This window comes from Streptomyces sp. NPDC045701 (genome assembly GCF_056432045.1).
Genome location: NZ_JBWKJV010000027.1, coordinates 25,395 through 44,826, shown reverse-complemented (window position 1 = coordinate 44,826; position 19,432 = coordinate 25,395). Strand labels below are relative to the sequence as shown.

Sequence of the window (19,432 nt, the reverse complement as noted above, 5' to 3'; positions counted from 1 at the left end):
GACGTCCGGCACCGCCCGACGCGGCCGGGCCGGGCGCCGCCGGGTGGCCGCGGGGGCGGCGCCTCAGTGCGTGCCGCCGCCGGCCCGGACGAGACCCGTCTCGTAGGCCAGGACCACGACCTGGACGCGGTCGCGGAGCGCCAGCTTGGTGAGGATGCGGCCCACATGGGTCTTGACCGTGGCCTCCGACAGGACGAGCCGGGTCGCGATCTCGCCGTTCGACAGGCCCTGGGCGACCAGCATCATGACCTCGCGCTCCCGCTCGGTCAGCTTCTCCAGCGTCTTGTCGCGCGGCTCCCCGCCGGTGACCGGGAGCATCGGCGAGAAGCGGTCCAGGAGGCGCCGGGTCGTGGACGGCGCGACGACCGCGTCGCCGCTGTGCACCGAGCGGATCGCGCTGAGCAGCTCACCCGGCGGCACGTCCTTGAGCATGAAGCCGCTGGCGCCCGCCTTCAGCCCCGAGAACGCGTACTCGTCGAGGTCGAAGGTGGTGAGGATGAGGACCTTGGGCGCGTCCGGCGCGGCGCAGATCCGGCGGGTCGCCTCGACGCCGTCGAGCCTCGGCATGCGTACGTCCATCAGGACCACGTCCACGGCGGTGGCGCGGAGGACCTCGATGGCCTCCGCCCCGTCGCCCGCCTCCGCCACGACCTCCATGTCCGGCTGGGCGGCGAGCACCATGCGGAAGCCGGTGCGCAGCAGCACCTGGTCGTCGACGAGCATCACGCGGATGGCCATGAGGTTCCTTAACCGGGGGGACGGGAGAGGGGAGTCGGGGGCGGGGAGGCCGGGGGATCAGTGGGCGGGCTTGAGGGGGAGCAGGGCGCTGATCCGGAAGCCTCCGCCGGGCCGGGGCCCGGCGTCCAGGGTGCCGCCGACCATACCGACGCGCTCCCGCATGCCGATCAGACCGTGGCCCCGGCCGTCGGCGCCGCCGTCCACGTACAGCTCGTGCGCCGCGCCGCGGCCGTCGTCCTCGACCAGCAGGCCGAGGCCGTCGTCGAAGTACACCAGCCGCACGCTCGCCCCGGCGTCGGGGCCGCCGTGCTTGCGGGTGTTGGTCAGCGCCTCCTGGACGATGCGGTACGCGGTGAGCTCCACGCCGCTCGGCAGGGGGCGCGCGGTGCCCTCGACCCTGAAGTCGACGGTCAGGCCCGCGGCGCGGACCTGCTCGACCAGGTGCTCGATCTGCTGGACGTCCGGCTGGGGCACGTAGTCCTCGGAGTCCTGCGGTTCCCCGGTGCGCAGGATGCCGAGCAGCCGGCGCATCTCGGCGAGGGCCTGGCGGCCGGTGCCGGAGATGGTCTCCAGGGCCTGTTTCGCCTGCTCGGGCGAGGCGTCGAGGACATAGGCGGCGCCATCAGCCTGGACGACCATGACGGAGACGTTGTGCGCGACGACGTCGTGCAGTTCGCGGGCGATACGGGCGCGCTCGGCGGCGACCGCGACCTTGGCCTGCGCCTCGCGCTCCCGCTCCAGCCGGGACGCGCGCTCCTCCAGCTGGTCGAAGTAGGCGCGGCGGGTGCGCATGGAGTCCCCGAGCACCCAGGCGAGGACGAACGGCACGGTCAGGACGACGGTGAAGAACACCTTGCCGGGGGTCGAGACGTTCTCCGAGGGCCAGCGCAGCTGGGCGAGCGGCGCGGCGCTCACTCCCCCGACCAGCGCGAGGCGGGACGCCCAGCGGTGGCCGTCGCCCTGCGCCGCGACCGTGTAGATCACGACGAGCATCGCGAAGTCGGCCGGGTTTATGTGGATGTCCAGGGCGAGCTGGGCGACGCCTATCCCCGCGACGAGCAGCAGCGTCTTCTCGGGCGCCCGGCGGCGCAGCGCGAGCGCCAGGCAGAGCAGCAGGACGATCCCGGCCGCCACGGGGCGGGGGTCGGCTCCGACCGGCTCCTGGACCACCCACAGCATGGAGAACCCCAGGAGCGTCACAGCCCAGAAACTGTCGACGCCCGTGGGGTGTCTGCGGAGGAAGTCATAAAGGCGCTGCACGTAACCCAGAGTAGGGAAACCGGATAGGTGCATGGGTCAACCGGAGGGCCGATCCGGGCGGCGGGGGCGTACTCCGCAAGGTGGAGACTGGTGCCCGTGAATGATGAGACGTGCCGGCCCGGCCCGTGGCGCGGCTGGCGGGCCGCGATGGAGACGGCCCTGTACGGGCCGGACGGCTTCTACCTGCGCCCCGAGGGACCGGCGGGGCACTTCCGCACGTCGGTGCACGCCTCGCCGCTGTTCGCGGGAGCGGTGGCCCGGCTCCTGGCGCGGGTGGCGGAGGAGCTGGGCACGGACGACGTCGACCTGGTCGACATGGGGGCGGGGCGGGGCGAGCTGCTGACCGGGGTGCTGGCGGCCGTGCCGCCGGGCCTGCGGGTACGGGCGTACGCCGTCGAGCGCGCCGCCCGCCCCGAGGGGCTCGACCCGCGCGTCACCTGGTCGGCGGAGCCGCCCTCCGGGGTGCGCGGGCTGCTGTTCGCGAACGAGTGGCTGGACAACGTCCCGGTGGACGTGGCGGAGCCGGACGGGGCGGGTACGCCCCGATACGTGGAGGTGGCGCCCGACGGGTCCGAGCGGCCGGGCGCGCCGGTGGCGGGCGCGGACGCCGAGTGGCTGGCCCGCTGGTGGCCGCTGCGGGAGCCGGGCGCCCGCGCCGAGATCGGCCGGCCGCGGGACGAGGCGTGGGCCCGGGCGGTCGGCACCGTGGAGGCGGGCCTGGCGGTGGCGGTCGACTACGCCCATGTGGCGGGCGCCAGGCCCCCGTTCGGCACGCTCACCGGCTTCCGGGCCGGCCGCGAGGTGCCTCCGGTGCCGGACGGGTCGTGCGACCTCACGGCGCATGTGGCCCTGGACGCCTGCGCGGCGGCGGGCGGCGCGGCGGCGGGTGCGGTAGCGGGCGGGGGCACCGAGCTGATCGCCCAGCGGGAGGCGCTCGGGCGGCTCGGAGTCGGCGGCGGACGGCCGCCCCTCGACCTGGCCCGCACGGACCCCGCCGGGTACGTACGGGCGCTCGCGCGGGCCGGGGAGGCCGCCGAGCTGACCGCGCGGGGCGGGCTCGGGGACTTCACCTGGCTGCTCCAGCGCGTGCCCGGGGAGGGATACTGTCCGGCATGACGGAGACCACGGTCGGCATCGGCGGTGCCGCGGAAAGCACCGACATGGTGCTGAACATCGGACCCCAGCACCCCTCCACGCACGGCGTGCTGCGCCTCCGCCTCGTCCTGGACGGCGAGGTGATCCGGCACGCCGAACCCGTGGTCGGCTATATGCACCGCGGTGCCGAGAAGCTCTTCGAGGCGCGCGACTACCGGCAGATCATCATGCTGGCCAACCGCCACGACTGGCTGTCCGCGTTCTCCAACGAACTGGGTGTCGTCATGGCCGTCGAGCGGATGCTCGGCATGGAGGTCCCGGAGCGGGCCGTGTGGACCCGCACCCTGCTCGCCGAGCTGAACCGGGTCCTCAACCACCTGATGTTCCTCGGCTCCTACCCCCTCGAACTGGGCGGCATCACCCCGATCTTCCACGCCTTCCGGGAGCGGGAGGACCTCCAGCACGTCATGGAGGAGGTCTCCGGCGGCCGGATGCACTACATGTTCAACCGGGTCGGCGGCCTCAAGGAGGACCTGCCGGCGGGCTGGCCCGGCCGGGTCCGCGCCGCGGTGGCCGAGGTCCGCTCCCGTATGGACGTGTACGACCGGCTGGTCCTCGGCAACGAGATCTTCCGCGGCCGCACCCGGGGCGTCGGCGTCCTGTCCCAGGAGATCGTGCACGCGTACGGCGTCAGCGGCCCGATCGCCCGCGCCTCGGGCGTCGACTTCGACCTGCGGCGCGACGAGCCGTACCTCGGGTACGGCGACCTCCAGGACACCCTGGAGGTCGTCACCCGGACCGAGGGCGACTGCCTGGCCCGCTTCGAGTGCCTGCTGGGGCAGACCCACAACTCGCTGGACCTCGCCGACGCCTGCCTGGACCGGCTCGCCGAGCTGCCGCCCGGCCCGATCAACCAGCGGCTGCCGAAGGTCCTCAAGGCGCCCGAGGGCCACACGTACGCCTGGACCGAGAACCCGCTCGGCCTCAACGGCTACTACCTGGTGTCCAAGGGCGACAAGACCCCGTACCGCCTCAAGCTCCGCTCGGCGTCCTACAACAACATCCAGGCGCTGGTGGAGCTGCTGCCGGGCACGCTGGTCGCCGACATGGTGGCGATCCTGGGGTCGTTCTTCTTCGTCGTCGGCGACATCGACAAGTAGACCGGGAGCCGGCCGGCTCCCGGTCGCCGGTCAGGACACCGCGTCGCGCCGCAGCTCGACCACGTCGAGCTGCTCGGTCTCGTCGTGCGCCGTCAGGTCGATGACCTTGCCGACCGCGCGGTCCTCCCTGCGCCGTACGGCGAGCGCCTCCTCACCCACGACGTCCGCGAGGTCCTCGTGCTGCACGGACTCGATGGCCGCCGGGGGCTTCGCGCCCGTGCCGAAGAAGTCGAAGCCGCCCTGGAGGCGCGGCGCCGGCCGGCGCTGCTCGGCGTACGGCACGACCGCGGAGGCCCGCGGGACGGGGCGCATCGCGGAGGCGCCGTGGACGGAGGGGGCGGCGGCCGACGGGCGGTCGTGCCGCCGCTCGGTGACCGCCGCGTGCTTCCCCTGCGGCTCGTCCGCCTCACGGCCCCGCTCGGCCAGGTCGCGGCGCCGGGGCTCCCCGGTGGTGCGCCTCGCCTCCTGCTCGGCGGCGTTGCGCGTCAGCCTCTCCAGCGCCCTGGCGGCCCGGAGGTAGGCGGTCGGCGTGGGCGTGGAACCACCGGCGGGCAGCGCCCGGGTGGGGGCGGCGGCCTCCAGGGCGAGCCGGCGGCGGCCCTCCAGCGCGCTGGCGCGTTCGGTCTCGGCGGTGGCGTACCGGCGCAGCAGCTCCGCGTGCTCGTTCCGCAGCGCGGCCAGTTCGACCCGCTTGGCGCGGAGTCTGGCGTCGAGCTTGGCGCGCAGCTCGCGCGACTCCTCCAGGTCGGTCTCCAGCTCGGCGACGCGCTCCTCGGCGCGCCACTGGTCACCGGCCCGGGCCCGGGTCAGCTCGGCGACCCGGCGGCCGGCCGCGCGGTCCCAACGGCGCATCAGGACCGCGCCGGTGACCGCCGCGGCGGCAGCGGCGGCGGTCAGGACGCGCAGCACCAGCGGATCGGTGAGGAGCCAGGCGCCACCGGCGCACACGACGGCCGCTCCGGCTACCGCGGAAGGGGGGAGAAGCCGGTGCAGGGGTGGGGAATGGCGGTGGCGTCCACGTGGCATGGCCTGAAATTTACCGTGCGTAGGTGCCCTATGGGGGATCCGCCCGGCAATGTTTCGGCCCTGTGATCCGAAACGGAACAGGAAGCGCTGCCCGGCCGGCCCGGCGACCGGGCCGGCCGCCCTTACGGCCCTACTTCCCGATCAGTGCCTTCGACTCCAGGTAAGCCTTCGCCACGTCCGCCGGCTTTGCCCGCTCGGCGTCCACCTTCCTGTTCAACTCCACCAGGTCCTCGGTGGTGAGCGCCTTGGTGATCTTGTTAAGGGCGGCGGCTATCTCCGCGGATCCCGCGTCCTTCGCGTGGACGACGGGAAGCACGTTGTCGGCGTTCTGGAGCTTCTTGTCGTCCTCCAGCAGCACCAGCCCGAAGCCGTCCAGCGTCGCGTCGGTCGTGGTGGTCAGTACGAGCTGGTCGATGCCGTCCTTCACGGCCTGCTTGGCCTGCGGCGTGCCCACGCCCTTGGGGTCGATGCCGGTCACATCGATCCCGTACGTCTTCTTCAGGCCGGGCGCGCAGAACGGCCGTATCTCGCACTCGTCACCGGCCGCGATCCTGACTTTCAGCTTCGAGGCGCCGAGATCCGAAAGCGTCCTGAGCTTGTTCTTCTCGGCGAATTCCCTGCTCACGGCGAAGGCGTTCTGATCGACCGCCTCACCGGCCGGGAGCACCTTCAGTCCGCGCGGTCCGGCGAGCTTCTCCAACGCCGTTACGGTGGCCGTCACATCGCTGGAAGCGACCGGCTTCTCCTCGACCGCCTCGGGTCCGTTCACCTTCGCGTTCAGGAATTCCGCAAGCGTAGCCGCGTATTCCGGTACGACGTCGATCTCGCCCTTCTCCAGGGACGGTTCGTACAGCTCCCGGTTCTCCACCGTCTTGACGGACGTGGAGTATCCGGCGTCCTTCAGCACCTGGGCGTACAACTCCGCCAGCACATTGGCCTCGGTGAAACCGGCCGACCCGACGACCAGCGTCCCCTTGCCACCGCCGTCGGACGCGGAGGTGCCGGGGCCGCCCCGCTCCTCCAGGCTCTGGCCGCCACCGCACGCGGCCAGCCCTCCGGTGAGCGCCACCACGCCCAGTACCGCACCCGCCATCGCCGAGGTCCTGCTCATCACGTTCTCCGTCCGGTCCCGCTGCTTGCCGTTCATCGGTCAGTGCGCCCGCGTCGCCCGCATGGGGTCGAACGCCCGGCCCGCCACCACCAGCAGGCCCTCGGCCAGCAGGGCGAGCGCGCCGACCACCAGTGCCCCGGCGACCACCTGCGCGGTGTCGTTCCTGTTGAAGCCGGCGGTGATGATCCGGCCCAGCCCGCCCTCGCCCGCCATCGCGGCCAGCGTCGCGGTGGCGATCACCTGCACGGTCGCCGACCGCAGGCCCGTCATCACCATCGGGTACGCGAGGGGCAGTTCCACCCGGCGGAACACCTGGCCGCCCGACATGCCCATCCCCCGGGCCGCCTCCACCACCGACCGGTCCACCTCGCGCATGCCGACGTACGCGTTGGTGAGCAGCGGCGGCACGGCGAACAGCACCAGCGCGATGATCGTCGGCAGGCCGCCCTGCTTGCCCAGCGGCGTGAGCGTGAGCAGCACCAGCACCGCCAGCGTGGGCACCGCCCGCCCCACGTTGGAGATGTTGACGGCCAGCGCCCCGCCCCGGCCGATGTGCCCGAGCCACAGCGCGAGCGGCAGGGCGATCAGGCACGAGACCGCCAGGCACACGCCGCTGAACCACAGGTGCTCGGCCAGCCGGTGCCACACCCCGCTCTCGCCCTGCCAGTTGGCCCCGGTCGTCAGCCAGGCCCAGGCGTCACCCACCGCGCCCATCGCTCACCCCGCCCCACGGATGCGTGTGCCCGGCGTACGGGCCGGGCGGGTCCACGGCGTGAGCACCCGCTGCAGCGCGAGGAGCAGCAGGTCGGCGGCGACCGCCAGCAGCACGCACAGCACGGACGCCGTGAGCACCTGCGCCTTGAAGAAGCTCTTCAGCCCGCTGGTGATGAGGGTGCCCAGCCCGCCGTAGTCCACCAGCGCGCCGACCGTCGTCAGCGCGACCGTCGACACCGTCGCCATCCGCACGCCCGCCATCACCGCGGGCAGCGCCAGCGGCAGTTCGACCTCCCACAGCAGCCGGCCCGGTCCGTACCCCATCCCGCGCGCCGCCTCCCGCGCCTCCTCGGGCACCGCGGCCAGCCCGGCCAAGATGTTGCGGACGAGGATGGTCAGCGAATAGAGCACGAGCCCGGTCACCACCAGGGCGGCGGACAGGCCGAACAGCGGCAGCAGCAACGAGAACATCGCCAGCGAGGGGATCGCGTACAGCACGGTGGTCAGCCCGAGGACGGGCCCCGCGAGCCGTGGACGGGCCCGGACCAGCAGCGCCAGCGGAAAGGCCACGGCCAGCCCGATCAGCACCGACACGACCGTGATCCACACGTGCTGGACGGTGGCGTCGGTCAGCTCCTGGGCGCGGGAGCCGACGTACTCCCCGCAGATCCAGTCGTTGGCCGCCAGACAACCGGCAGCGCTCACCACGGCACTCACCCCCGCCCCCTCCTCCCGATCCCGTCCCGCCCGGCGGCGCGGGCACGCGTACCCGCCACCCGGCCCGGCATTCCGCCGCTCGGGACCACCGGGACGGCCCGGCGCCGCCACTCGGCCCGGTGTTCGATCCGACGACGACCCTAACCCCGCCCACTGACAATCACCGCCGGTCACCACGGCCTGGCAACACGGCCTTCACACACCGGGCGGCCGCGGCGGCCACAATGGGACGCATGATCCGATTCGAGCGCGTCACCAAGCGGTACGCGGACGGCACGACCGCCGTCGACGACCTGTCGTTCGAGGTGGCCGAGGGCGAACTGGTCACGCTCGTCGGACCGTCCGGCTGCGGCAAGACCACCACGATGAAGATGGTCAACCGGCTGATCGAGCCGACCGAGGGCCGGATATTCGTCGACGGCCAGGACATCGCGGACGTCGACCCGGTGCGGCTGCGCCGCCGGATCGGCTACGTCATCCAGCAGGTGGGCCTCTTCCCCCACAAGACCGTCCTGGAGAACACCGCGACCGTCCCCCACCTCCTCGGCGTCAAACGCCCCGCCGCCCGGGCCCGCGCCGCCGAACTCCTCGCCCTCGTCGGCCTCGACCCGTCCGTCCACGGCCACCGTTACCCCGAGCAGCTCTCCGGCGGCCAGCGCCAGCGCGTCGGCGTCGCCCGCGCCCTGGCCGCCGACCCGCCCGTCCTGCTGATGGACGAGCCGTTCGGAGCGGTCGACCCGGTGGTGCGCGAGCACCTGCAGAGCGAGTTCCTCAAGCTCCAGTCGGAGGTGCGCAAAACGGTCCTGTTCGTCACCCACGACATCGAGGAGGCCGTCCGGCTCGGCGACCGCATCGCCGTCTACGGACAGGGCAGGATCGAGCAGTTCGACGCCCCGGCCACGGTGCTCGGCGCCCCGGCGACCCCGTACGTCGCCGACTTCGTCGGCGCGGACCGCGGCCTGAAGCGGCTGTCCGTGACGCCCGTCGAGCCGGGCGACCTCGAACAGCCGCCGGTCGTCCACCTGGACGACGCCCTGCCCCGCGAGCTGGGCTCGCGCTGGGCCGTCGTCCTGGACCGCGACGACAACCTGCACGGCTGGATCTCGGCCGAGCAGGCCGCCCGCGGCACCGGGACCGTGGGCGACCACGCGCGCCGTATGGAGGCGTGGCTGCCCGTGGGCGCCTCGCTCAAGCAGGCGTTCGCGACGATGCTCCAGCACGACGCGGGGTGGATCGCCGTCATCGACCGCGAGGAGCGGGGGCGTTTCCTCGGCGTCCTGACCCCGGCCCGGCTGCACGAGGCGCTGCGCCGCTCGATCGACGCGGACGCGCGCGACGTCCCCCGTACGGACGTCGACCTCGAAACGGTCGGCTGATCGGGCCGCCGGCCGGGGCGGCCCACCGGTCCGCCGGTCAGGCCGCGCTGAGCCGGCCGCCCAGCCACACCAGCGCCGGCGGGATCTCCCGGTTCCAGGTGGTGAAGTTGTGCCCGCCGCTGTCGAGCGTGATCGACGAGACGCGCGCGGGCGCCTTCACCTTCCCGATGAAGGCGCGGGTGGCCGCGAGGTTCCCCTCGCCCTTCGCGGAGGTGGTGACGAGGAACGACGACGCGCCCTGCGGCAGGTGGTCCAGACTCCACAGCAGGTCCGCCCGGTCGCGCAAACGCCGGTCGCCGTGGAAGAGGTCACCGGTCGTGATGTCCTCGGCGGCCCTGTAGTACGCGGACAGCCCCGCGCCGGCCGCGTACCGCTCCGGGTGGTGCAGGGCGATCTTCAGGGCGCAGTAGCCGCCGGTCGAGTTGCCGATGACCCCCCAGTTCCGGGGCGCGGTGCCGACCCGGTAGGTCTCGGAGACCGCCTTCGGCAGGTCCTCGGCGAAGAAGGTCTCGGTCCGGGGGCCGCCGGGGACGTCGACGCACTCCGTGTCGCGCGGCGGGGCCACGGTGGGCCGCATCATCACCAGGACCATCGGCTGCATCTTCCCGTTCCTGGCCTGCTCATAGGCCGTCCGCGGGTACTTCAGCCCCTTGAGCAGGTTCTCCGCCGTACCCGGGTAGCCCGTCAGCACGACCGCGGCCGGGAAGGTCCTCTTCGCGTACGCCGGCTGGAAGTACTCCGGGGGCAGGTAGACGTACGCCGGGCTGTCGATCTTCGAGGTCTCCCCCGAGATGACGACCTTCTGGACCTGCCCGCCCACCGCCGGGCGGCCGCCGCCGGGGACGCCCTCGATCTTCTGCCTGCCGACGACCCTGACGTCCTTCCCGCCCGCCGAGTGGTCGACGACCACGCCCAGTTCCTGCTCCTGCCCGAGCAGGTCGGCCCAGGAGCCGTAGAAGAGGAAGTAGTTGTTGGCCGCGAGGCCCACGGCGGCGAACAGCGCCGCCTGGGTGGCCAGCAGCAGACCGATCCGGCCGAGCACCGCCCGGGGGCCTCCGCGCGCGAGCCGCGGCCACAGCCACACCGTGACGGCGAACAGCAGCAGGGCCAGCAGGGCGGCCAGCGCCAGGACGGTGTTGCTGGTGAGACCCATGAGTGCTTCGGCCTTCTTCGTCGAGATTTTCCGGGTGGGCGATGAACCCGCCTCCGACCGGCCCCGTCCTAAAGAGCGCAGAACGTCCGGGCCGAACCAGTTCCGGCCGAAGGGACACAACGAATCTTTGCGGAGCCTTGGGAAGCGATGTCTGTCACTGTAGATGGGGATAAGTCGGAATCGGTTCCGAGCCGGATAAGCCGTCTCCTGCGCGGTCCACGCGCCGAGAAGGTGCCCTCCCTGGTCGGCACGGCATGCACGTTCATCGGTCTGATCGACATCGCCGCGGGCGTCTTCCCGCGCTTCCGGGCCAGCCGGATGCACGCCGTCGCCGAGGTACTGCCGGGCACCCTGGGCCCCCTCTCGGCGGCCCTCTCCCTGGGCGTCGGCGTCCTGCTGCTGCTCCTGGCCCACGGCCTCAAGCGCCACAAGCGCCGCGCCTGGCGGGCGGCCGTGGTCCTCCTGCCGGTGGGGGCCGTGGCGCAGTTCGTCTACCGCCACTCCGTCATCGGCGTGCTGTTCTCGCTGCTGCTGCTGACGCTGCTGCTGCGCCACCGCGCGGAGTTCGCGGCCCTGCCCGACCCGCGCAGCCGCTGGAAGGCGCTCGCCAACTTCGTCCTCATGGGCGCCGGTTCCATCGCCCTCGGCCTGGTCGTCGTCAGCGCCCACCCGGGGAAGGTCGTGGGCAGCCCGAGCCTGAGCGACCGCCTGGAGCACGTGCTGTACGGCCTGTTCGGCGTGGAGGGGCCCGTGGGCTACCGCGGCGGCGTCGACTGGACGGTCGGCTACTCGCTCGGCGCCCTCGGCCTGCTGACCGCCATCACCACCATCTACCTCGCCTTCCGTCCCGAGCACCCGGTCGCGCGGCTCACCGAGGACGACGAGACCCGGCTGCGCGCGCTGCTGGACAGGCACGGCGGCCGTGACTCCCTCGGCCACTTCGCGCTCCGCCGCGACAAGGGCGTCGTCTTCTCCCCCAGCGGCAAGGCCGCCGTCTGCTACCGCGTCGTCTCCGGTGTGATGCTCGCCAGCGGCGACCCGATCGGTGACGTCGAGGCCTGGCCCGGCGCCATCGAGCGGTTCATGGACGAGGCCAAGGCCCACTCCTGGACGCCCGCCGTCATGGGATGCTCCGAGACCGGCGGCGAGGTCTGGACCCGCGAGACGGGCCTGGACGCGCTGGAGCTGGGCGACGAGGCGGTAGTGGACGTCGCGGATTTCTCCCTGTCCGGGCGCGCCATGCGCAACGTGCGCCAGATGGTCAAACGCATCGAGCGCAATGGCTACGAGACGCGGGTACGGCGCGCCCGTGACCTCTCGGACGGCGAACTGGAGCGGATCCGGCGCGCCGCGGCCGACTGGCGGGGAACCGACACCGAGCGGGGCTTCTCCATGGCGCTGGGCCGGATGGGCGACCCCGCCGACGGCGACGCGGTGATCGCCACCGCGCACAAGGCGGACGCCGGGCCTGGCACGTCTCCGTACGGCGACCTGAAGGCGATCATCCATTTCGTGCCGTGGGGTACGGACGGGATGTCGCTGGAGCTGATGCGCCGCGACCGCTCCGCCGACCCGGGCATGAACGAACTGCTGATCGTCGCCGCCCTCCAGGCCTCGCCCAAGCTGGGCATCGAGCGGGTGTCGCTGAACTTCGCGATGTTCCGCTCGGCGCTGGCGCGCGGCGAGAAGCTCGGCGCGGGCCCCGTGCTCCGGATCTGGCGCGGCCTGCTGGTCTTCCTCTCGCGCTGGTTCCAGATCGAGTCCCTGTACAAGTTCAACGCCAAGTTCCAGCCCCGCTGGGAGCCCCGCTTCGTGGTGTACCGCAACGCCCGCGACCTGCCGCGCATCGGCTTCGCCGCGATGCAGGCGGAGGGCTTCGTGAACGTGGCCCCGCCCCGGCCCTTCCGCCGCCGCGCCACGGCCGCCGCCCGCCCGTGCGCCCACATCGCCCGGGCGCGCAACGACCACGAGGTCCGCGCCGCCTGACCCTGGTCCCGGGGCGGTGCGCCCCACCACCCGGGGCCCGCCCCTCCCCTTGGACCACCCGCCGACCGGCCCCGCTGCCCCGGCGGGTGGCCCACCGCGCGCGGTGGGACGTTCCCGTCCGTCCCTCCTTCCGGACACCCCCTAGGCTGGACGCATGAGTACCTTGCGCGGACGGGGCACGGCCCGGGGCCTGCCCACGTTCGACCGCTGCGCGGTCATGGGGGTCGTCAATGTGACGCCCGACTCCTTCTCCGACGGCGGTCGCTGGTTCGACACCACGGCCGCCATCAAGCACGGCCTGGACCTGGTCGCCCGGGGCGCGGACCTGGTGGACGTCGGCGGCGAGTCGACCCGCCCCGGCGCCACCCGGGTGGACGAGGACGAGGAGCTGCGCCGGGTCGTCCCCGTCGTCCGCGGCCTGTCGGCCGAAGGGGTCGCCGTGTCGGTGGACACCATGCGCGCCTCCGTCGCCCGCCGGGCCGTCGAGGCCGGCGCGATCCTCGTCAACGACGTCAGCGGCGGCCTCGCCGACCCCGCGATGGTGCCCTCCGTCGCCGCCGCCGAGGTGCCGTTCGTCGTCATGCACTGGCGCGGCTTCAGTAAGGACATGAACAGCCTCGCCGTGTACGACGACGTGGTCGCCGAGGTGGTCGCCGAGCTGCGCGCCCGCGTGGAGGCGGTCGTGGAGGGCGGCGTCGACCCGGAGCGGATCGTCGTCGACCCGGGCCTGGGCTTCGCCAAGAGCGCCCCGCACGACCTCGCCCTGGTGGCGCACCTGGCCGACCTGCGGGCGCTCGGCCGCCCGCTGCTGGTGGCCGCCTCCCGCAAGCGCTTCCTGGGCCACGTACTGGCCGGGGAGGGCGCCGCCCCGCCGCCGGCCCGGGAACGGGACGCCGCCACCGCGGCGGTCTCGGCCATCGCGGCGTACGAGGGCGCCTGGGCCGTACGGGTCCACGAGGTGCGCGCGACGGCGGACGCGGTCCGGGTGGCCCGGGCCGTCGAGGCCGCCCGGTGAGCGACGCGGCACGCACCGACATCGAGGCGGTGGAACTCGCCAACACCGCCTTCTACGAGGCGCTGGAGCGCGGCGACTTCGAGGAGGTCTCCGACCTCTGGATGGACGACTCGCAGGGCGCGATCTCCTGCGTCCACCCCGGCTGGCCGGTGCTCACCGGGCGCGGCGAGGTGCTCCGCTCGTACGCGCTGATCATGGCGAACACGGACTACATCCAGTTCTTCCTGACCGACGTGAAGGTCTCCCTGGCCGCCGACACGGCCCTGGTGACCTGTACGGAGAACATCCTCAGCGGTGGCCCCGCCGAGGACGGCGCCGACCTCGGGCCGCTGGTCGGACAGCTGGTCGTCGCCACGAACGTGTTCCGCCGCACACCGGACGGCTGGCGGCTCTGGGCCCACCACGGCTCGCCCGTTCTGGCCGAAACCGGCGAGGAGGAGCCCGACGAGAACCCCTCCTGAGTGGGTAGGCGAGCCGAAGAGGAGCCCATGGGCAGGTCCTGTCAGTGCTCGCGGGTAGATTCGACTGGTGGCCCGCGCCGTCCGCACCCGGTCGCGTGCCCGCCAGACCAACGACAGCAGGAGTGATTCGCGTGGATCGTGTCGCGCTGCGCGGCCTCAAGGCCCGCGGGCACCATGGCGTCTTCCCCCGGGAGCGCGAGGAGGGCCAGACGTTCATCGTGGACCTGGTGCTCGGCCTCGACACCCGCCCCGCGGCGGCCGACGACGACCTGGCGAAGACCGTGCACTACGGCGTCGTGGCGGAAGAGGTCGTGGACGTCGTGCAGGGGGAGCCGGTCGACCTGATCGAGACGCTCGCCGAGCGCATCGCCCAGCAGTGCCTCAAGCACGACGGCGTCCAGGAGGTCGAGGTGGTGGTCCACAAGCCGGACGCCCCGATCACCGTGCCCTTCGACGACGTGACCATCACCATCACCCGGAGCCGCGCATGAACAAGACGCACAGCGACCCGACGGTACAGCCGGTGCCCGCCTCGGTGACGGAGCAGGTCGACGCCGCCGACATCACCCTGTCCAACCCCAAGCGGGCGGTGCTCTCCCTCGGCTCCAACCTGGGCAACCGCCTGGAGACCCTCCAGGGCGCCATCGACGCGCTGGAGGACACCCCCGGCGTGCGGGTGAAGGCGGTCTCGCCGGTGTACGAGACGGAGCCCTGGGGCGTCGACCCCGGCTCCCAGCCGTCGTACTTCAACGCCGTCGTGCTGCTGAAGACCACCCTGCCGCCCGCGTCGCTCCTGGAGCGGGCGCACGCGGTGGAGGAGGCCTTCCACCGGGTCCGCGACGAGCGCTGGGGCGCGCGGACGATCGACGTCGACATCGTGGCGTACGCGGACGTCGTCTCCGACGACCCCGTCCTCACCCTCCCGCATCCCCGCGCCCACGAGCGGGCCTTCGTGCTGGCACCGTGGCACGACGTGGAGCCGGAGGCGCAGCTGCCCGGCGTCGGGGCGGTCGCCGAGCTGCTCGGCGGCGTCGGCCGTGAAGGCGTCCTGCCGCGGGCCGACCTGGAACTGCGCCTGCCCGAGTAACGTTGGGTGATCAGCAGGCACGCCACGGCGACGAGATGAAAGGCCCCCGGTGAAACGACTGCGGCTCAAGGTACTGGCCGGACTGTTCGCCGTCGCCGGCATCCTCTCGTGGGGCGGCGCCCGGCTCTGGGAGTCGTTCGGCACCCTGCCGAGCGTTCCCCTGGCCGCGCCGATCGTCCTCGCCGTGATCGCCGTGGTCCTGACCGCGACGGCACTGTCGCTGCGCTCCCGGCTGCGCGCCCAGCGCGAGCGCCGCCCCGACGCCAAGGGCGTCGAGCCGTTGATGGCCGCCCGCGCGGTCGTCTTCGGCCAGGCGAGCGCCCTGGTCGCCGCGCTGGTGAGCGGCATGTACGGCGGCACGGGCGTCTTCCTGCTCGGCTCGCTCGACATCCCGGCCCGCCGTGACCAGGCGTTCTACGCCGGGTTCTCGGTCCTGGCCGGGATCGGGGTGATCGCCGCGGCGATCTTCCTGGAGCGGGTCTGCAGGCTCCCGGAGGACGACGACGAGGCGGCCACGCGCGCGTGACACGCGGGGGGCTCCGGCCCCGTCGGCCCGCCCCGCCGCGTGAACCCCGCCGATCGCCCACCGTGCGCAGGCGGGTGCGCGCCCGGTCAGAGCAGCGTGCCGCCCGAGACCTCCGTCTCCGCGAGGACGGCCGACAGGCGGTCGCGCACGTCCGGCGTGAGGCGTACGTGCGCGGCGGCGAGGTTCTCCCGGATGTGCGCCGGAGTGCGGCTGCCCGGGATGGGGACCACGTGCTCGTCCTGGTCCAGCAGCCACGCCAGGGCAAGCTGCGCCGGGGTGATGCCCAGCTCCTCGGCGACGCCCCGCACGGGGGCGAAGCGGTCGCTGTTGGCGCGGTGGTTCGCGGCGTCGAACCGGGGCATGTGCTGCCGGAAGTCGCCGTCCTCCACCTTGTCGACCTTGCCGGTCAGGAAACCCGCGCCCAGGGGCGACCAGGCGACGACGCCCACCCCCAGCTCGCGGGCCGCGGCCAGCAGCTCCTCGTCGACGTGGCGCCACATGGACCACTCGGTCTGGACGGCCGCCACCGGGTGCACCGCGTGCGCCGCCCGCAGCTGGGCGGCGGTGACGTTGGAGAGCCCGAGATGCCGGACGAGGCCCGCCTCGATGAGCCCGGCGACCGCACCCACGGTGTCCTCCAGCGGCACCTGCGGGTCCGGGAAGTGCGGGTAGTAGAGGTCGATCCGGTCCGTGCCCAGCTCCCGCAGGCTCGCCTCGGCGTACCCGCGCACATGCTTCGGGTCCGCGTTCACGGCCAGCTCCCCGAAGGCGTACCCGACCGGGAAGGGGTGCGGCTCGACGCCCTCCGGAAGCCGGAAGCCGAACTTGGTGGCGATGACCACCTCGTCCCGCCGTCCCCGCAGCGCCTGGCCGATCAGCCACTCGTTGTGCCCGTCGGCGCCGTAGCCGTCCGAGGTGTCGATGAGCGTGGCCCCGGCGTCGACCGCCGCGAGCAGCGCCCGCTCGGCGCGGGCGTCGTCGATCTCCCCGTACACCCCGGGCGACAGCACCATCGCGCCGAAGCCGAGAGCGGACACCTCGAGGCCGCCGAGCAGGCGGGTGGGCAGGGCATTGTCGCTCATGCGCGGCATCTCCATCCGTGGACCCCGCGGGATCCCTGAGACTTTCCGATGTACGCGCACGAGTCTTCCGGCAGGCCGCCCCCGCGTCCAATGCCCTCGGCCGCAACTTCCGGCCATGGAGCGGAAATTGGCGCGATCCCTCAGTGCGCCATGATGAGGCTCATCGCTTCCGCGCGGGTGGCGACGTCGCGGAGCTGGCCCCGCACCGCCGACGTGATGGTCTTGGCTCCGGGCTTGCGGATGCCGCGCATCGACATGCACATGTGCTCGCACTCGATGACCACGATCACGCCACGCGGCTCCAGGATCTTCATCAGGGAGTCGGCCACCTGGGTGGTGAGTCGTTCCTGCACCTGCGGGCGGCGGGCGTACACGTCGACCAGCCGCGCCAGCTTCGACAGGCCGGTGATCTTGCCCTCGGTCGAGGGGATGTACCCGACGTGGGCCACGCCGCGGAACGGCACGAGGTGGTGCTCGCAGGTGCTGAACACCTCGATGTCCTTGACCAGGACCATCTCGTCGTGACCCAGGTCGAACGTCGTCGTCAGGACGTCCTCGGGCTCCTGCCACAGGCCGGCGAATATCTCCCTGTACGCCCGCGCCACCCGCGCCGGCGTCTCCCGGAGCCCCTCACGGTCCGGGTCCTCACCGACCGCCAGCAGGAGCTCGCGCACAGCGCTCTCAGCTCGCTTCTCGTCGAACTCGCCGATCGTGCCCTCGACGTCCAACGTCACCGGGTCGGTCATCTGTGCCTCGTTCCATGGTGCTGGTGTGCGCGCGGGACCGCGCACGCGAAAGCCGCGCCTCCCCAGGCTAGAACCTGGTCGGCGCGGCTTTCATTCCGGGGCCGTGGGCCCGGCCGGACCGGTCAGCTCTCCGGACGCTCCTCCGGGACCGCCTCCGCCGCCGGGGCGGACGGGCCGGGCTTGGTGACGTCCGTCGGCGTGGAGCCGTTGGCGCCCACCGCGCCGTTGGTCAGCGCCAGCTCCTTGGGGGACAGCACCGGCGGCCGCGTCGACGGCGTACGCCGCGAGGAGCCGGTCCACGCCGGGCGGGCCGGGCGCTTGACGATCGGGGCGAAGATCTCGGCGATCTCCTCCTTGTTGAGCGTCTCCTTCTCCAGCAGCCGGAGGACCAGGTTGTCGAGGACGTCACGGTTCTCGACGAGGATCTCCCAGGCCTCGTTGTGCGCGGTCTCGATGAGCTTCTTGACCTCTTCGTCGACGAGCGCGGCGACCTCTTCCGAGTAGTCGCGCTGGTGCGCCATCTCCCGGCCCAGGAAGGGCTCGGTGTTGTCGCCGCCGAACTTGATGGCGCCGAGCCGCTCGGTCATGCCGTACTGCGTGACCATGGCCCGCGCGGTCGCGGTCGCCTTCTCGATGTCGTTGGCCGCGCCCGTGGTCGGGTCGTGGAAGACCAGCTCCTCCGCCGCGCGCCCGCCCAGCATGTACGCCAGCTGGTCGAGCATCTCGTTGCGCGTGGTGGAGTACTTGTCCTCGTCCGGGAGGACCATGGTGTAGCCCAGGGCCCGGCCGCGGGACAGGATGGTGATCTTGTGGACCGGGTCGGAGTTCGGGGACGCCGCCGCGACCAGGGCGTGCCCGCCCTCGTGGTACGCGGTGATCTTCTTCTCCTTGTCCGACATGATCCGGGTCCGCTTCTGCGGGCCCGCGACCACACGGTCGATCGCCTCGTCCAGCATGTGGTTGTCGATAAGCTTCTGGTTGCTGCGCGCGGTGAGCAGCGCGGCTTCGTTCAGCACGTTCGACAGGTCGGCGCCGGTGAAGCCCGGCGTACGACGCGCCACGGCGGACAGGTCGACGTCCGGGGCGACCGGCTTGCCCTTCTGGTGGACCTTGAGGATCTCCAGACGGCCCTGCATGTCCGGGCGGTCGACGGCGATCTGCCGGTCGAAGCGGCCCGGGCGCAGCAGCGCCGGGTCGAGGATGTCCGGTCGGTTCGTGGCGGCGATCAGGATGACGCCGCCCTTCACGTCGAAGCCGTCCATCTCGACGAGCAGCTGGTTGAGGGTCTGCTCGCGCTCGTCGTGGCCACCGCCGAGACCCGCGCCGCGGTGCCGGCCGACGGCGTCGATCTCGTCGACGAAGACGATCGCCGGGGCGTTCGCCTTGGCCTGCTCGAAGAGGTCACGGACACGGGAGGCACCCACACCGACGAACATCTCGACGAAGTCGGAGCCGGAGATCGAGTAGAAGGGGACGCCCGCCTCGCCGGCGACGGCGCGCGCGAGCAGGGTCTTGCCCGTACCGGGCGGCCCGTACAGCAGCACGCCCTTGGGGATCTTGGCGCCGACGGCCTGGAACTTCGCCGGCTCCTGGAGGAACTCCTTGATCTCATGGAGCTCCTCGACGGCCTCGTCGGACCCCGCCACATCGGCGAAGGTCGTCTTCGGGGTGTCCTTGGTGATCAGCTTGGCCTTGGACTTCCCGAAGTTCATCACCCGGGAGCCGCCGCCCTGCATCTGATTCATCAGGAACAGGAAGACCACGACGATCAGCACGAACGGCAGCAGCGAGAGCAGCACCGAGACGATGGCGCTCTGCTTGGTCGGCGAGACGGTGTAGCCCTTGTCGATGTCGCCGGCTTCGTACTTCTTCTGGAGCGTGGCGGCGAGGTCGGAGCCCTGCGTGCCGATGTAGCTCGCCTGGATCTTGTCGCTGCCCTTGACCTTCTGGCCGTCCTTGAGGTCGACCTTGATCATCTGTTCGTCGCCGGTGGTCAGCTTGACCTGGTCGACCTGGTTCTTGTCGATCGCCTGGACGACCTCGCCGGTGTCCACCGTCTTGTAGCCACCGGACGAGCCGACGACCTGCATCAACACGACCACGGCGAGGACGGCCAGCACGATCCACATGACCGGCCCACGGAAGTATCGCTTCACGTCCATCCATACGGAGCGATGAC

Annotated in this window: 19 protein-coding genes; 9 read left to right on the top strand and 10 right to left on the bottom strand. The window is 72.5% G+C overall.

Annotated elements, in window-relative coordinates; genetic code table 11:
* Positions 1-63: 63 nt before the first annotated feature.
* On the bottom strand, positions 64-738 hold the full coding sequence (locus tag AC07DW_RS24395; RefSeq protein ID WP_478859802.1) for a response regulator transcription factor: 675 nt from the start codon (positions 736-738) through the stop codon (positions 64-66).
* Positions 739-795: 57 nt separating this feature from the next.
* Positions 796-1,998 (bottom strand): sensor histidine kinase, encoded by a 1,203-nt coding sequence (locus AC07DW_RS24390; RefSeq protein ID WP_478859801.1) that lies wholly within the window; start codon positions 1,996-1,998, stop codon positions 796-798.
* A 147-nt stretch (positions 1,999-2,145) separates the two neighbouring features.
* Between AC07DW_RS24390 and AC07DW_RS24385 the strand changes: the two genes are divergently transcribed.
* Complete coding sequence (locus AC07DW_RS24385) at positions 2,146-3,114, top strand: SAM-dependent methyltransferase (protein WP_478859842.1); 969 nt, start codon at positions 2,146-2,148, stop codon at positions 3,112-3,114.
* The gene (locus AC07DW_RS24380) at positions 3,111-4,253 is read left to right on the top strand and encodes an NADH-quinone oxidoreductase subunit D (RefSeq protein ID WP_478859800.1); all 1,143 of its coding nucleotides are present in this window, start codon (positions 3,111-3,113) and stop codon (positions 4,251-4,253) included. Before AC07DW_RS24385 ends, AC07DW_RS24380 begins: the two co-directional genes overlap by 4 nt.
* A gap of 30 nt (positions 4,254-4,283) precedes the next feature.
* On the opposite strand, the gene AC07DW_RS24375 is transcribed toward AC07DW_RS24380, so the two are convergent.
* The 4 genes from AC07DW_RS24375 to AC07DW_RS24360 all read right to left on the bottom strand — a co-directional run bounded on the left by AC07DW_RS24375 (position 4,284) and on the right by AC07DW_RS24360 (position 7,809).
* Positions 4,284-5,279 (bottom strand): hypothetical protein, encoded by a 996-nt coding sequence (locus tag AC07DW_RS24375; protein WP_478859799.1) that lies wholly within the window; start codon positions 5,277-5,279, stop codon positions 4,284-4,286.
* Between the two features lie 130 nt (positions 5,280-5,409).
* The gene (locus tag AC07DW_RS24370; protein WP_478859798.1) at positions 5,410-6,390 is read right to left on the bottom strand and encodes an ABC transporter substrate-binding protein; all 981 of its coding nucleotides are present in this window, start codon (positions 6,388-6,390) and stop codon (positions 5,410-5,412) included.
* Positions 6,391-6,429: 39 nt separating this feature from the next.
* Complete coding sequence (locus tag AC07DW_RS24365; protein WP_478859797.1) at positions 6,430-7,104, bottom strand: ABC transporter permease; 675 nt, start codon at positions 7,102-7,104, stop codon at positions 6,430-6,432.
* A 3-nt stretch (positions 7,105-7,107) separates the two neighbouring features.
* The gene (locus AC07DW_RS24360; RefSeq protein WP_478859841.1) at positions 7,108-7,809 is read right to left on the bottom strand and encodes an ABC transporter permease; all 702 of its coding nucleotides are present in this window, start codon (positions 7,807-7,809) and stop codon (positions 7,108-7,110) included.
* 245 nt (positions 7,810-8,054) lie between these two features.
* Here AC07DW_RS24360 and AC07DW_RS24355 point away from each other — a divergent pair, with 245 nt between their 5' ends.
* Positions 8,055-9,197 carry an ABC transporter ATP-binding protein gene (locus AC07DW_RS24355; protein WP_478859796.1) on the top strand — a complete coding sequence of 381 codons (1,143 nt, stop codon included), beginning with the start codon at positions 8,055-8,057 and terminating at the stop codon, positions 9,195-9,197.
* A gap of 37 nt (positions 9,198-9,234) precedes the next feature.
* On the opposite strand, the gene AC07DW_RS24350 is transcribed toward AC07DW_RS24355, so the two are convergent.
* The gene (locus AC07DW_RS24350) at positions 9,235-10,350 is read right to left on the bottom strand and encodes an alpha/beta hydrolase (protein WP_478859795.1); all 1,116 of its coding nucleotides are present in this window, start codon (positions 10,348-10,350) and stop codon (positions 9,235-9,237) included.
* 147 nt (positions 10,351-10,497) lie between these two features.
* On the opposite strand from AC07DW_RS24350, the gene AC07DW_RS24345 reads away from it, so the two are divergent.
* The 6 genes from AC07DW_RS24345 to AC07DW_RS24320 all read left to right on the top strand — a co-directional run bounded on the left by AC07DW_RS24345 (position 10,498) and on the right by AC07DW_RS24320 (position 15,425).
* Positions 10,498-12,336 carry a phosphatidylglycerol lysyltransferase domain-containing protein gene (locus AC07DW_RS24345; RefSeq protein WP_478859794.1) on the top strand — a complete coding sequence of 613 codons (1,839 nt, stop codon included), beginning with the start codon at positions 10,498-10,500 and terminating at the stop codon, positions 12,334-12,336.
* A 154-nt stretch (positions 12,337-12,490) separates the two neighbouring features.
* On the top strand, positions 12,491-13,351 hold the full coding sequence (folP, locus tag AC07DW_RS24340) for a dihydropteroate synthase (protein ID WP_478859793.1): 861 nt from the start codon (positions 12,491-12,493) through the stop codon (positions 13,349-13,351).
* Positions 13,348-13,812 (top strand): nuclear transport factor 2 family protein, encoded by a 465-nt coding sequence (locus tag AC07DW_RS24335; protein WP_478859792.1) that lies wholly within the window; start codon positions 13,348-13,350, stop codon positions 13,810-13,812. Before folP ends, AC07DW_RS24335 begins: the two co-directional genes overlap by 4 nt.
* Positions 13,813-13,943: 131 nt before the next feature.
* Complete coding sequence (folB, locus tag AC07DW_RS24330) at positions 13,944-14,303, top strand: dihydroneopterin aldolase (RefSeq protein WP_064067363.1); 360 nt, start codon at positions 13,944-13,946, stop codon at positions 14,301-14,303.
* The gene (gene folK, locus AC07DW_RS24325; protein ID WP_478859791.1) at positions 14,300-14,899 is read left to right on the top strand and encodes a 2-amino-4-hydroxy-6-hydroxymethyldihydropteridine diphosphokinase; all 600 of its coding nucleotides are present in this window, start codon (positions 14,300-14,302) and stop codon (positions 14,897-14,899) included. Before folB ends, folK begins: the two co-directional genes overlap by 4 nt.
* Before the next feature lie 49 nt (positions 14,900-14,948).
* The gene (locus tag AC07DW_RS24320; RefSeq protein ID WP_478859790.1) at positions 14,949-15,425 is read left to right on the top strand and encodes a DUF3180 domain-containing protein; all 477 of its coding nucleotides are present in this window, start codon (positions 14,949-14,951) and stop codon (positions 15,423-15,425) included.
* 86 nt (positions 15,426-15,511) lie between these two features.
* Here AC07DW_RS24320 and AC07DW_RS24315 read toward each other — a convergent pair whose 3' ends face one another.
* From AC07DW_RS24315 to ftsH, 3 genes are all read right to left on the bottom strand, one after another.
* On the bottom strand, positions 15,512-16,507 hold the full coding sequence (locus AC07DW_RS24315) for an aldo/keto reductase (protein ID WP_478859789.1): 996 nt from the start codon (positions 16,505-16,507) through the stop codon (positions 15,512-15,514).
* 140 nt (positions 16,508-16,647) lie between these two features.
* A complete protein-coding gene (gene folE, locus AC07DW_RS24310; RefSeq protein WP_478859788.1) occupies positions 16,648-17,253 on the bottom strand; it encodes a GTP cyclohydrolase I FolE in 606 nt (201 codons plus the stop codon).
* Positions 17,254-17,375: 122 nt separating this feature from the next.
* Positions 17,376-19,415: an ATP-dependent zinc metalloprotease FtsH gene (gene ftsH / locus AC07DW_RS24305; RefSeq protein WP_478859787.1), complete on the bottom strand. Its 2,040-nt coding sequence runs from the start codon at positions 19,413-19,415 to the stop codon at positions 17,376-17,378.
* Positions 19,416-19,432: the final 17 nt, after the last annotated feature.